Origin of the sequence: Mesorhizobium sp. M0954, assembly GCF_040319155.1 — a bacterium.
Taxonomy (GTDB): domain Bacteria; phylum Pseudomonadota; class Alphaproteobacteria; order Rhizobiales; family Rhizobiaceae; genus Mesorhizobium.
This window is the reverse complement of record NZ_JAMYNR010000005.1, coordinates 283,936-297,296: the sequence shown is the minus strand read 5'-3', so window position 1 is coordinate 297,296 and position 13,361 is coordinate 283,936. Positions and strand designations below refer to the sequence as shown.

General features: G+C 63.5%; 12 protein-coding genes. 2 read left to right on the top strand and 10 right to left on the bottom strand.

All coding sequences use genetic code 11. From position 1 onward, the window contains the following. Window positions 1-144 precede the first annotated feature (144 nt). The 5 genes from NKH93_RS09745 to NKH93_RS09725 all read right to left on the bottom strand — a co-directional run bounded on the left by NKH93_RS09745 (window position 145) and on the right by NKH93_RS09725 (window position 6,704). Window positions 145-1,257, bottom strand: coding sequence for an ABC transporter ATP-binding protein (locus tag NKH93_RS09745; protein WP_023680224.1), 1,113 nt, complete (start codon window positions 1,255-1,257; stop codon window positions 145-147). A 25-nt stretch (window positions 1,258-1,282) separates the two neighbouring features. Then, window positions 1,283-2,947, bottom strand: a complete 1,665-nt coding sequence (bglA, locus tag NKH93_RS09740) for a beta-galactosidase BglA (protein ID WP_352970027.1) — start codon at window positions 2,945-2,947, stop codon at window positions 1,283-1,285. Between the two features lie 4 nt (window positions 2,948-2,951). After that, on the bottom strand, window positions 2,952-4,106 hold the full coding sequence (locus NKH93_RS09735) for a carbohydrate ABC transporter permease (RefSeq protein WP_352767362.1): 1,155 nt from the start codon (window positions 4,104-4,106) through the stop codon (window positions 2,952-2,954). A 1-nt stretch (window position 4,107) separates the two neighbouring features. After that, window positions 4,108-5,121: a carbohydrate ABC transporter permease gene (locus NKH93_RS09730; protein ID WP_352540346.1), complete on the bottom strand. Its 1,014-nt coding sequence runs from the start codon at window positions 5,119-5,121 to the stop codon at window positions 4,108-4,110. Window positions 5,122-5,348: 227 nt separating this feature from the next. Next, window positions 5,349-6,704: an ABC transporter substrate-binding protein gene (locus tag NKH93_RS09725; protein ID WP_352681550.1), complete on the bottom strand. Its 1,356-nt coding sequence runs from the start codon at window positions 6,702-6,704 to the stop codon at window positions 5,349-5,351. Between the two features lie 361 nt (window positions 6,705-7,065). Here NKH93_RS09725 and NKH93_RS09720 point away from each other — a divergent pair, with 361 nt between their 5' ends. Beyond that, window positions 7,066-8,088, top strand: coding sequence for a substrate-binding domain-containing protein (locus NKH93_RS09720; protein WP_352818727.1), 1,023 nt, complete (start codon window positions 7,066-7,068; stop codon window positions 8,086-8,088). A gap of 72 nt (window positions 8,089-8,160) precedes the next feature. On the opposite strand, the gene NKH93_RS09715 is transcribed toward NKH93_RS09720, so the two are convergent. Then, a complete protein-coding gene (locus NKH93_RS09715) occupies window positions 8,161-9,069 on the bottom strand; it encodes a LysR family transcriptional regulator (RefSeq protein WP_352818724.1) in 909 nt (302 codons plus the stop codon). A gap of 81 nt (window positions 9,070-9,150) precedes the next feature. On the opposite strand from NKH93_RS09715, the gene NKH93_RS09710 reads away from it, so the two are divergent. Next, complete coding sequence (locus tag NKH93_RS09710; protein ID WP_352818721.1) at window positions 9,151-9,645, top strand: DUF8737 domain-containing protein; 495 nt, start codon at window positions 9,151-9,153, stop codon at window positions 9,643-9,645. A 5-nt stretch (window positions 9,646-9,650) separates the two neighbouring features. Here NKH93_RS09710 and NKH93_RS09705 read toward each other — a convergent pair whose 3' ends face one another. The 4 genes from NKH93_RS09705 to NKH93_RS09690 form a co-directional block, all read right to left on the bottom strand. Next, window positions 9,651-11,090 carry a S8 family serine peptidase gene (locus NKH93_RS09705; protein ID WP_352818718.1) on the bottom strand — a complete coding sequence of 480 codons (1,440 nt, stop codon included), beginning with the start codon at window positions 11,088-11,090 and terminating at the stop codon, window positions 9,651-9,653. Beyond that, the gene (locus tag NKH93_RS09700) at window positions 11,080-11,748 is read right to left on the bottom strand and encodes an anti-sigma factor (RefSeq protein ID WP_352469844.1); all 669 of its coding nucleotides are present in this window, start codon (window positions 11,746-11,748) and stop codon (window positions 11,080-11,082) included. The genes NKH93_RS09705 and NKH93_RS09700 overlap by 11 nt, the downstream gene beginning before the upstream one ends. Continuing rightward, window positions 11,745-12,308, bottom strand: coding sequence for a sigma-70 family RNA polymerase sigma factor (locus NKH93_RS09695; RefSeq protein WP_352818714.1), 564 nt, complete (start codon window positions 12,306-12,308; stop codon window positions 11,745-11,747). Before NKH93_RS09695 ends, NKH93_RS09700 begins: the two co-directional genes overlap by 4 nt. A 133-nt stretch (window positions 12,309-12,441) precedes the next feature. Further along, a complete protein-coding gene (locus NKH93_RS09690; protein WP_352970025.1) occupies window positions 12,442-13,281 on the bottom strand; it encodes an alkaline phosphatase family protein in 840 nt (279 codons plus the stop codon). Window positions 13,282-13,361 lie beyond the last annotated feature (80 nt).

The following is a 13,361-nucleotide window of genomic DNA, read 5'->3' as shown; positions in this document are numbered from 1 at the left end:
TTTGTTAATCTTTTCTTCTTTCTTCGGGGGGGGGGGGGGCCTTAAAACCCATCAACGCTACAACCCGCACATTTTACTTCCCACAAACCCGCGCGGCCCCAGCCCCCCCGCTCTTGTCTCTCGCATGGCGGAAGAATGCCTGCTTCAAGCCGCCTTTGCTTCTGCTTCATGGAGCGCGAAAGAGCGCCCGTCCGCGTCGAAAATATGCAGGTCTCCGGCGTCCGCCGTCAGCCGCAGTGTCGCTCCGCGCTTGACCTCGACATTGCCCGGCAGCTTGGTCACCAGCGGCAGGTCGGCGCGGCCGATGTCGACATAGACGAGCTGGACCTCGCCGAGCTGCTCGACGTAATCGACCGTCCCTTCGAACAAATAGTCGGCGCCGGTGGCAATCATCAGATCCTCCGGCCGCACCCCGAAGCTCACCGCTGCGCCTTTCGCCGACGCAGGCGTTGCGATCGGCACCGTTGCCTTGCGGCCGCCGACATGGCTGACGACCGTCGGGTTGCCGGTCTTGTCGATCGTCGCCGGCAGGATGTTCATCGCCGGCGAGCCGATGAACTGGGCGACGAACAGATTGCCGGGCCGCTTGTAGAGCTCCATCGGCGTGCCGACCTGTTCGATATGGCCTTCCTTCAGCACCACGATGCGGTCGGCCAGCGTCATCGCCTCGACCTGGTCGTGAGTGACATAGATCATCGTTGTGGCCGGCATCGATTCCTTGAGCTTGGCGATCTCGATGCGGGTGGCGACACGCAGCGCCGCGTCGAGGTTGGACAGCGGTTCGTCGAACAGAAAAACCTTGGGATTGCGCACGATGGCGCGACCGATGGCGACGCGCTGGCGCTGGCCGCCCGACATCGCCTTGGGCAGACGGTCGAGATATTTGGTCAGCTGCAGGATCTCGGCCGCCTGGCGCACCCGCTTGTCGATCTCGGCCTTGCTTTCCTTGCCGATCTTCATCGAGAAGGCCATGTTGTCGTAGACGGTCATGTGCGGATAGAGCGCATAGGACTGGAACACCATGGCGATGCCGCGCTTTGACGGCGGCACGTCGTTGACGATCTCGCCGTCGATCTTGAGCTCGCCCGAGGTGATCTCCTCCAGCCCGGCGATGCAGCGCAGCAAGGTCGACTTGCCGCAACCAGAGGGACCGACGAAGACGATGAATTCGCCCGACTTTATGTCGAGGTCGACGCCGTGCAGAATGTTGAGATTGCCATATGATTTCCTCACTTGCCTTAGCGTGACATCGGCCATGGTACCCTCCAGTTCTTCCTTGAATTCAGTCGATACGCCCGAACCAGGCGCCGTAGCCGCCGAGGCGGATAGTGCCGGCGCCAGTCTGTCCCGAAAACCCGTGTCCCGGCAAGGGCTGCAATGAGCGGCCGCCAAGATCGACCTCGGCCGGCTTTGCTCCGAGATTGAAGGCGCAGACGATCTGCTCGTTGCCTTCGCGGCGCGTGAAGGCGACGGTGTCGCCCTCGCTTTCGATGAACTCGATATCACCCTTGGCCAGTGCCGGATGGGCGCGGCGGAAAGCCAGGAAGCGCCGGTAGTGCTCGAGCAGCGAGCCGTCGTCGCCTTGCTGCACATTGACGGCTTGCGCAAGGTGCTTGCTGGGCACCGGCAGCCAGGGCTTTGCCGTCGAGAAGCCGCCATTGCGGGCAGCGCCGTCCCAAACCATCGGCGTACGGCAGCCGTCGCGTCCCTTGAATTCAGGCCAGAAGCGGATGCCGTATGGGTCCTGCAGATCCTCGAAGCTGAGCTCGGCCTCGCTGAGCCCGAGCTCCTCGCCCTGATAGATGCAGACCGAGCCGCGCAACGACATCAGCAGCGCCGAGATGACCTTGAGGTAGGCGGTCGGGTCGGGCTCGCCGGCTGCCCAGCGCGAGGCAGGGCGCATCACGTCATGGTTGGAGAAGGCCCAGCACGACCAGCCGTCGCTGGCCACCTTGCCGAAGGTTTCCAGCACCGAGCGTGCCTTTGCCGCGCTGATCTTCTCCGGCGCCAGGAAGTCGAAGGAGTAACACATATGCACGCGCTTGCCGCCGGCCGTATAGGCCGCCACCACTTCCAGCCCACGCTGCGAATCGCCGACCTCGCCAACCGCGGCCGTCGCCGGGTATTCGTCGAGCAAGGCGCGGAAGCGTTCGAGGAAGCCGAGGTTTTCAGGCCGGCTCTTGTCGTAGAGATGGTCCTGGTAGTTGTAGGGGTTGACGGCCGGCGCCGTCTGGTCGTTGCGCTGCTCGGGCGGCAGCGGCGGATTGTTTTCCAGGCCCTGGCTGTGGAAATAGAAATTGATGGTATCGAGGCGAAAACCGTCGACGCCGCGCTCCAGCCAGAAGCGGGTGACGTCGAGCAGCGCGTCCTGGACCGCGCGGCTGTGGAAGTTGAGGTCAGGCTGCTCGGCCAGGAAATTATGAAGATAATATTGCTGGCGGCTGGTGTCCCACTGCCAGGCCGAGCCGCCGAAGATAGACAGCCAGTTGTTGGGCGGCGTGCCGTCCGGCTTGGCATCCGCCCAGACATACCAGTCGGCTTTTGGATTGCTGCGGCTCGACCGGCTTTCCTTGAACCACGGATGGATGTCGGCGGTGTGCGAGAGCACCTCGTCGATCATCACCTTGAGGCCAAGCCGGTGTGCCTCTGCGGTCAGCGCGTCGAAGTCGGCCAGCGTGCCGAACATCGGATCGACGTCGCAATAATCCGACACGTCGTAGCCAAAATCCTTCATCGGCGATTTGAAGAATGGCGAGATCCAGATGGCGTCGACACCGAGCGAGGCGATGTAGGGCAGCCGGCCGATCATGCCCCTGAGGTCGCCGATGCCGTCGCCGTTCGAATCCTGGTAGCTGCGCGGGTAGATCTGGTAGATCACGGCACCTCGCCACCAGTCGCGATCGATAGCGAGATCGGGCTTCGGGGTCGCCTTCAAAGCGGATTGCATGATCTCAACCTCCTTTCACCGAGCCGGCAAGCAGCCCGCGGACGAAATAGCGCTGCAGCGAGAAGAACACGATCAGCGGCACGATGATGGTGACGAAGGCCGATGTCGTCAGGATCTCCCAGTCGCCGCCGCGCGAGCCGAGCAATGCATTGAGCTTGGCGGTCAGTACGATCTGGTCGCCCTCGGTACCGAGGAAAACCATCGCCACCAGCAGATCGTTCCACACCCAGAGAAACTGGAAGATGGCGAACGAGGCCAGCACCGGGAACGACAGGGGCAGCACGATCTTGACGAAGATTTCGAAATCGCTGGCCCCGTCGATGCGTGCCGACTCCATGATCTCGCGTGGCAGGCCGGCGATATAGCTCCTCAACAGATAGATGGCGAAAGGCAGACCGAAGCCGGTATGCGCCAGCCAGATGCCGAGATAGGTCTTCGACGGCACGCCGAAGAAGCTGCCGACGCCGTTATAGAGCTTCAATAGCGGGATCAGCGACATCTGCAGCGGCACCACCAGGAGGCCGATGATGACGGCGATGAGCAGGGCCCGGCCGGGAAAGCGCATCCAGGCCAGCGCGTAAGCGGCGAACGCGGCGATCAGGATCGGGATGACGGTCGCCGGAATGGTGACGGTCAGCGAGTTCATGAAGGAGCGGCCGATGCCTTCCGAAAACAGCACCGTGTCGTAATTGTCGGTGGTGAATTTCGGCGGCGCCGACGAGGCGTAATAGACACGCTGGCCGCGCTCGCCTTCGAAAGCCTTCGGCGAGGTCATGACGAAACTGCCGTCGGCATTGAGCTGCAGGGTCACGCCGTCGCCGAGATCGGCTGTCGTGCCGGCGGGATATTGCGTCGGCGCGGCCGACTTGACGCCGAAGGCGCTGATGTTGCGGGCCGGGCCGTCGCCGAAAATATTGCCTTGCAGGATGAACTTGCCGTCCTTCTCGACTTGCGCCGAGGCGGGCGGCAGCCGTCCGGCCTCCGTCTGGCTGGAACTGGTGAACGAGTTCCACCAGCCCGAAGCGATGATCTGGTCCTTGTCGCGCAGCGACGAGACCAGAATACCGAGCGTCGGGATCGTCCAGATCGCAACGAAGATGAAGACGGCGATATGGACGCCGAAACGGCTGACAAAGGACTTTCCGGTCGCCACGGCCATCTCAATGCCCTTCCGTCTCTTTGTTTGCCTGGCGGATGTTCCAGACCATGATCGGAATGACCGCTATCATGATGATGATGGCGATGGTGGCGCCGCGGCCAAAATCGCCGCCACCGCGGAACATCCAGTCGAACATCAGATTGGCCAGCACCTGGCTGTTCCACTGGCCGTTGGTCATGGTCAGCACGATGTCGAAAACCTTCAGCACCAGGATGGTGATGGTGGTCCAGACGACGGCGATGGTGCCCCAGATCTGCGGCACCATGATCTTCCAGAAGATCTGGAAAGGGTTGGCGCCGTCGATGACGGCGGCTTCCAGCGTCTCTTCCGGAATGCCGCGCAAGGCCGACGACAGGATGACCATGGCAAAGCCGGTCTGGATCCAGATCAGGATGACCATCAGGAAGAAGTTGTTCCAGAACGGCAGCGAGATCCAGACCTGCGGCTGACCGCCGAAATACTGGATGATGGCATTGAGCAGGCCGATCTGCGTCTGGCCCTCGCCGCGATATTCGTAGATGAATTTCCAGATGACGCTGGCGCCGACGAACGAGATGGCGAGCGGCAGGAAGATCAGGCTTTTTGCGATGGTGCCCCACCAGATCTTGTCGGTGAGCACGGCGATGATCAGCCCGAGGAAGGTGCAGGCGGCCGGCACCACCGCCAGCCAGATGATGTTGTTGAGGATCGAGTTGCGGAACTCGCGGTCGCCGAACGCCCATTGATAGTTGGCCAAGCCGACGAAATGGGCGCCGCCGCGATCGAGGAACGACAGCCTCAGCGTCTCCACTACCGGGTAGATCAGGTAGATCGTGAGGATGATCATCGCCGGGCCGACGAACAGCCAGGGTCGGATCACCCCCTGCCGGCGCAGATTGTTGATCGCCGCCTTGCCGGAAACGCCGCGTGCCGGAAAGATCGTGTCGAGTGCCTTGTTGGCGCCCCAGAAATAGGCGACGCAGCCGCCCACGCCGATGATGATGACGAATATCGCCGAGAAAATCTGAGCCGCCATGGGTCCCTCCCCCTGCGCACGGATCCGCCAGTCGAGAATGGCTTTGGCGACGGGATCATGCGCCGATTCAGTTGTCTGGAGCGCGACCAGCCGGAAAGCAGGTCACTGGGCGCGCGTCATGCCGGAATGCGTTGTGCTCACGACAATCGACGCGACGCCAAGCACCGGATAAGGTCCGGGCCGTTTGAGGCCCGGACCACATCACATTTGGAACTCAAGCCGGCCGCTTACTTGATCGCGTCCCAGCTTTTCTGGATGTCGGTGGCGACGTCCTGGGCGGACTTGCCGCCGACCAGGTCGATCATGCCGGTCCAGAACGCACCGGCGCCGATCTTGCCCGGCATCAGGTCGGACCCGTCGAAGCGGAAGGTCGAGGCGTTGGCCAGGATCTCGCCCTGCTTCTTCAGCGCGTCGCTGGCATAGGCGTCCTTGTTGACCGACTTGAACGGCGTCACGAAGCCGCCCTGCGCCATCCAGATCTCATGAGCGAGCGGCAGCTTCAGGAATTCGATGAACGCGCGGGCACTCTTGCTGTCTTTGGTGATCATGGCGAGCGTGCCGGCGCCGAGCACCGGAGTGCCGAGCTCGGGCTTGGAAGCGTAAGGCGGGAAGTAGAAGAAGTCGGCATCCTCGCCCATCTTGGTGCCTTGCGGGAAGAAGGTCGGGATGAACGATGCCTGATGGTGCAGATAACATTTCGGCGGCACCGAGAAGAGGCCCTTCGGGCTGTCACGGAAATCGGTCGCCGCAACCGCCTTGGCGCCGCCCTCGACCATCTTGTCGTCGGTGGCGATCTTGCCGAAAATGTCGATGGCGTTGACCACTGCCGGATCGTTGAACGGAATTTCGTTCTTCACCCATTTGTCGTAGGTCTCGGGCGTCTGGGTACGCAGCATGATGTCTTCGACCCAGTCGGTCGCCGGCCAGCCGGTGGCGCCGCCCGAACCAAGCCCGATGCACCATGGCGTGCCGCCGTCGGCGATGATCTTCTTTTCGAGCTCGGCAAGCTCTTCCTGCGTCTTCGGCACCTTGTAGCCGGCTTCCTCGAAATTGTCCGGCGAGTACCAGACCAGCGACTTCACGTCGGCCTTGTACGGAAAGGCGAAGAAGCCGGGCTTGCCGTCCTTGTCCTTGAAGGTGCCGAGGTCGACCCAGGATTGGCCGGCGCCGTAATTGTCCTTGACCCAGTTGGCCGTATCGTCGCCGAGCGGCGTCAAAAGGCCCTTCGATGCCAGATCCTGGATCAGGCCCGGCTGCGGCAGCACGGCAATGTTGGGCGGGCTGCCGGCCTGCGTGTCGATGACGATCTGCTGCTCGTAATTCTCCGACGAGGAGTACTTGATCTCGGCGCCGGTGGCTTCGGAGAAGTAATCGAGGACGGTGCGGATAAGCCCTTCGTCCTCGCCGCGCCACGGCCCGAAGATCGTCAGCGTCTCGCCCTTGAGGTCGACTTTCTTGAGCTCTTCGTAGTTCGCCCAGTTGAAACGGGGATCTTCGCCCGGCTTGAACTTCAGTTCGGCTTGCGCCGGCATGGCGAGCGCAAGCGTGGCAAACGCAGCGCCCAGCAGAAGCATTTTCTTCATCGGTATTCCCTCCCAGTGGTGACAAACACCGAACGAAACCTCCATTCCGTCCGCCGGCGCTGCAGGACTGTGACTCAGTCGGAAAGGAACTGCAACCTTTCGTAGAGTCTTCCAAAGCGCTTTGGTGATTTTGATCACGCCACTGAATTGGTCCGGAGTCAAGAGAAAGCCAGATTAATCGATTTAATTTCTGCGGCCGGGTGCCGGCGAAAGTGCGCTGCAGCACAGTTTTCTGGCGGTGCAGCAGCAAATTCGGCTTCAAACCGGTCCGAACCGTGCGTATGGTCAGTGCGCTCGGCAACGCGGTTCGTAGCGGCTAGCTCGATTCAGATTAAAAGCGCTTTGAGGTTGGAGGCCTCCGGTGAACCTCAAGCAGCTCTCCCACATGCTGGCGCTTTCGCAGACTACGGTGAGCCGCGCATTGAACGGCTACCCGGAAGTCAACGAGGAAACGCGCCGGCGGGTGGTCGATGCCGCCAAGCGTCACGGCTATCGCCCCAATCCGAGCGCCCGCCGGCTGGCGACCGGCAAGACCGGCATGATCGGCTATGTGCTGCCGACGGGAACGACCGTCGACATCGACCCGCATTTCGTCGAGTTCCTGTCCGGCCTCGGCGACTATGCGCGTTCGCACGAGCTCGACCTGGTGCTGTCACCGGCCGATGCCGACGACCAGGAGACGACCTACCGCCGCATTGTCGCCAACCGGCAGGTCGACGCGGTCTATATCTCGTCGCCGAGGCCGGCCGACCGGCGGGTGGCACTCGTCAACACGCTCGGCATTCCCTTCATCGTCCATGGCCGCAGCGAAGGCTTCGATTTCGACTATCCGTTCACCGACATCGACAATGAGGGCGCCTTCCACGAGGCGGCGCGGCTACTCGTTCAGCTCGGTCATAGGCGTCTGGCGCTGATCAACGGCGACGATCGCGAGACCTTCGCCATCCATCGCGAGCGCGGCGTGCGCCGCGCGCTTGCGGCGAACGGCCTGGTGCTTCGAGATCAGCATGTCTGTTCCCTCACCATGACCGAGGAGAACGGCTACCGCGCCGCCAGGCGTCTGCTGGAACAAAGCGACGCGCCGACGGCAATCGCCTGCTCCAGCCTGATCATGGCGCTCGGCGTGGTGCGCGCGGTGCGCGATCTCGGCCTGACCATTCCGGGCGACCTGTCGCTGATCGCCCATGACGACGTCTTTCCCTGGCTGAAGCCGGAAAATTTTTCGGTGCCATTGTCGACGACGCGTTCGTCGATCCGCCTCGCCGGCGCGCGCATCGCCGAACGGCTGGCGGCGCGAATTTCCGGCCTGGAGGAGGGCGCTCACGGCGAAGTCTGGCCGGTCGACCTGGTGGTCAGGGGATCGGTCGCCGGCGCGCCGGCCTAGAGGCAATCACTCTGAACGGCCGAGGTCGACTCTTGGCGGCTGTTGGCCAGCACCAGCGGGTGCGTCCTGGCCTCAGGTCGCGGATTTGAGGTGATCGATGAAGGCGCGCAGCTTCGGCAGGACTTGGCGCTTGCCGGGATGATAAAGGAAGACACCCGGCGTCGTCGTGGCGACGCTGTCCAGCACCGACTGGAGTTTTCCTTCGGCTATCGGACCTTCGGCGAGTGGTCGCGGCGTCTGCGCCAGCCCGACGCCCCGCATCGCGGCCCCGACCAATGTCGAATAGTCGTGCGCGATCAGCGGGCCTGAGACGATCGCTTCGATTGCACCGTTGCCGTCGATGAACGACCAGGGCGCGATGGCGCCATTCGAGCGACGCAAGCGTAAGCAGGCGTGGTGGCGCAAGTCGTCGACACGCTCGGGACGGCCGTAGCGCTCGAGATAGTCAGGGCTGCCGACGACTACGAACGAGAACGGCGGGGTCAACCGCACCGCCACCATGTCGGCGGCGATGAGTTGCCCGAGGCGGATGCCGGCATCGAACCCACCGGTCGCGAGATCGACCATCTGGTCGCTCACGGCGATCTCCAGTTCGATCTCAGGATAGGCTTGGCAGAACGACGCGAGCACCGGCTCCAACATCAGCGGCACGATAGCGCGAGGCACAGACAGACGTAGCAGACCGGTCGGCCGCTGGCCGATATCGCGAGCAGCCTCGCCGGCCGCAACGAGCTCCTCGAATGCCGGGCCGGCACGGTCGAGGAACCGCTGGCCAGGTTCGGTTAAGCCAACGCTCCGCGTCGTGCGGACGAACAGCGCCGTGCCCAGGCGAGCTTCCAGCGCGCGCACCGCCTGGCTCACGGCCGATGGCGTCACCCCGAGATCGGCGGCGGCCCGGCGGAAGTTACGCCGCCTGGCGACGGCCAGGAACGCCTCGACGCCCTCCAGCGCACCATGTCGGACTGTGTAGTTCTGCTTCATGGGTTGTTGTGATTACACCGGATAGTCGAATTACGGTAGCGGGCTTAAAGCCGCGTGAACCAACTATTGAGAGTAGGCCAAATGTCCACGGAAATGGTGTTCCAAACCCATCTTGTTCTCGGCTATGTCGCGTGGCTGCTTTGCTTCGGCGCGTACGGTTTGCCGTTGCTCAGGTCGATGGACCGGGTCGCAGCGCAACGCGCTATCGCTATGCTGCACAGCTTCCGCTTCTTCGGGCTCGTCTTCCTGGTTCCGGGCGTCGTAAGCCCCAATCTGCCCGCTGATTTCGCCGTGTTCGCCGCCTACGGCGATTTCGCGACTGGCGTGCTGGCCATGCTGGCGCTGCTCACGGTGAGGATACGTCCGCTCTTCTGGCCGTTGGTCGTCGCCTTCAACGTCGCAGGGACGGTTGACCTCATCGTCGACTATTACCACGCCATTCAGATCGGCCTTCCTGCACGCGCAGGCGAACTGGGCGCCACCTACGCGATCCCGATCATCTACGTACCGCTGCTGATGATAACGCATATCGCCGCATTCTATTTTCTCCTACGTCCTCAGCAAAACGCGACCTGAGCGGGCTATTCCTTCGCCGCCTCGGCCGCCTTGGTGTTCAGAAGCCCGTAGCCGAAGTCATTGTCCCGCCCCTTCGCGCCGAGATCCTTTGCCGTGGCGGCAAGTGCTTTCTCGACCCAGTCGGCAGAGCGGTCGGGCGCGGCATGCAACAGATTGGCGACGGCGCCGGTCACGATCGCCGCGGCGAAGGACGTCCCGGTCACCACGTCCGAGCCGGCGCCGCTCGGCGCCACCATCTCAACGCCGGGAGCGGAGATGAAGACATAGGCGCCGCGATTGGCCTGCGGCATCAGCCCGTCCTTGGCATCGGTGGCCGTCACCGCGATCACGCCGTCGAAGGCGGCCGGATAACCATAGGGCGCCTTCGGTCCGTTATTGCCGGCGGCCGCAACCAGCACGATGCCAAGCGCACGCGCATTGCGGCAGGCGATGCCGAGCAGGTCGTTCTTCGGGCCGACGAAGCTCATATTGATGATGCGGACATCCTGCTCCGCCGCCCAGTCGAGCGCCGAAAGGATGACGTCCATGGTCGACTTGCCGCCCTCGAAGGCGCGGGCATGATAGATCCTGGCGCCCGGCGCCATGCCTTTGAACGCGCCGGTGCCGGCGATCAGTCCATCGACCGAAGTGCCGTGGTCGCGCGCCTCGATCGGCACGTCGGGCATGGCATCGAACTGCCCGGCGATGACGCCGGAGAGCGCCGGATTGCCGTCGTCGATGCCGGTGTCGATGACGCCGACGCGCACATTCTCGCCGCTGGCTTTGTCGGCATCGAGCGCGATGCGCTCGAACGCATAATTGGCGATGCTGGCCGCCTGCTGCAGCGAGTAGACATGGTTGGCCTCACGCCGCAAAGTGCGGCCGTCGGCGGCGAGCTGCGCCAGCACGACGCCGACCGGGCGGCCATCGGGAATGCCGAAGCGCACCAGCGTGTTGCCGAGCAGCCGCGACTGCCGCTGCGAGCGTATCTCGAGGCCGAACGAGGCCGCGATCTGCTGGACCGCGCCGGCATCGCCATTGACGGTGACCAGCACCTCGTCGGGCACGAAATCGCCGGTCACGGCGCGCGGCGGCTCGGTTGCCACAAGATCGGTCGGCGCAACCACCGCACCGCCCGGCACCGCAGCCTGTATTGCCGGCGCGACGGCGGGTGGGGTTGCAGTATTGCCAGGAGGTATCGGCGCCTCGGTGACTACGGCAGGATTGGGGAACAGGTCGACAATCAAGCCCGGAAGAAACACCGCGCCCGTCGTTCCATGAGCCGGCGCTTTGCCGCCATCCTTCACGCCGCCGCCATCCTTGGCGCAGTCGGCGTTGGCAGCATTTCCCCGGTTCAGGCAGTCGATCTCAGCCTGGGTGAGGTTAGGATCGTTGGTTTGTGCAACGGCAGACGCGGCGAAGATTGTCATCGCCGCCGTCAATCGAATGACCGCCTCAGCCGCCATCAGCCGGTTTCCTTCCCTCCAGGGCAGCTTCGGTGAAAGGCTGGGCGGCGATAAGGCCAAGCAGCTTCTGATAGTCGGCGGCGGTCTCGGCCGGGACGCCGACGCGGAAGACGCCGTCGGCGGTCGGCCCGCCAGCGATCTTCAACTGGTTCTGGTCGAGAAAAGCGACGATATCGGACAGCTTCGCATCCGGTTTGAACTTCACCAGTGCAAACGGCATTTTGGCCAGATCGTCCTCCGATCCGGCAATCTCGAAATCGCCACCTCTGTTGCCGGTCTGCACAAAGGATTGCGCGACGACCAGGGCCAGCAGCACCGCGGCCGCGGCCCAGGCGACGCCGGCGGGCACCGCCATGAAGCGGCTCCAGGCTTGCGCCAGCCAGGACGATGCCGCCGGCGCGCGGGACGGGCCGGCCTCGGCGTCGAGCGCCTTGGCAAAGCGGCTGAGCGCATCGGCCGGCGGGCGGATTGCCTCGTTTGCGGCAGCGGTGCCGGAGAATTCGGCCTCGGCCTCGCCTAGTGCGGCCATCGCCGCCGGATCGCTCGTCAGCCATTCCTCGATGGCTTCGAGCTCGGTGCCCTCCAGCGAGCCGTTCAGATAAAACGGCAGCAGCATTTCCATTTCGTCGCGGCGTGACATCTTTTCAGCGGCGCTCATGGCCACCCCCTGTCGTAACCGGCGGCCTTGAGGGCTTCGCCGAGTTTCTTGCGGGCGTAGAACATCCTGGTCTTGACCGTTGCGACCGGGATGCCGAGTACCTCGCCGATCTCGCTCACCGATTGCCCGTGATAATAGGCAAGGTCGATCACCGTGCGGTGCTCTTCCGGCATGGCATCGATAAAGCGTCGCAAGGCGGCGGCCTTGTCTTCCTTCATCGTCACGACTTCCGGCGTGTCGGCGCCGTCGGCGACCTGGGCCGCGTCATGGTCGTCGATCCAGTCTTCCTTCCTCTTGCGCAGCAGGGACAGCGCCTTGAAGCGGGCAATGCCGAGCAGCCATGTCGAGACCTCCGAGCGCCCCTCGAAGGCCGGTGCCTGCCGCCAGAGTTCGAGGAACACCTCGTTCGCGATATCGTCGGCCATCTGTTCCGATCCCGTCTGGCGTGCCACGAAGCGGTAGACCCGCGCGTGGTGGCGCATGAACAGGAGCCGCACGGCGGCACGGTCGCCTTTCGCGACCCGCTCGACAAGCGCGCGATCGGTCTCCGCGGCCGTCATCGCCGGTCGAGCCGCCTGGCTCCTGCCTGCTCTGTCGCTGATCAGCCCAAAAAGGTTCACCGCATCCGCCCGTATATCTGCGGAGGCTAACTGAAGAGCGGGAGCGTTGCCAGAGGGAGAAGAGGGCGCGCGCTCAACTCAGGAACGGTTTTGCCTTCATCGTCGCCGGCACCGGCACGCCGAGGCGCGCAAGCACCGTCGGCGCGAGCTGCAACTGATCGAGCAGCGTATTGGCTTCCGGACCCTCGCCGGATCCGAAGTAGTAAAGTGCGAAATTCTGCATCTCCTCGTCGTGGCCGCCATGATGGCCGCGATCGGTCTGGCCATGATCGGCGGTGACGATCACCTCGTAGCCGGCTTCCCGCCAGCGCGGCAGGAAGCCGGCGAGCATGGCGTCCATTGCATAGACGGCATGATCCATCTCGTGGCAGTCATGGCCGAAGCGGTGGCCCATCGAGTCCAGAGTACAGCGGTGCAGGATGCCGTAGTCGATGCCGTAGCGCCTGGTCAGCATGGTCAACGTCGCGAACAGGTCGACGTCGCTCGGTGTCATCTGGTTCCTGGCATTGTAGCCGGTCATGGTGTGAAACCGGCCATGGCTGATCGGCCTGCCCGGCTGGTCGAACTCCATGTCCTCGACCAGATCGAACGGATAGGCCCGGAAGAATTCGGACCAGTAGGAGTGGGTGACCGCACCGGTCTTGCCGCCGGCCCTGCTGACTTCGGAAAAGATGTCCGGCTGTTCGACGCGAAACCGGTTCTCGTTCGACAGGATACCGTGCATTTGGGGCGGCACGCCGGTGTGGATCGAGGCATAGCAGGATGCCGAGGTCGACGGCAGCACGGAGCGCATTTTCCATACGCGGGCTTCGCCTGATTGCACCCAGCCTTCGAGATTGCCCATCAGCCGACGCCAGTTCCGGTAAGGCACGCCGTCGAGGATGATGAGCAATAGTTTTGTGTTGAGCGCCAAGGGCGCCTCCATGCGGCTTAATCGGAAAAGTCAGGGCCGGCCTGCCGTTCAATCCACGCCCGGACAGGATCGTCGGGCGC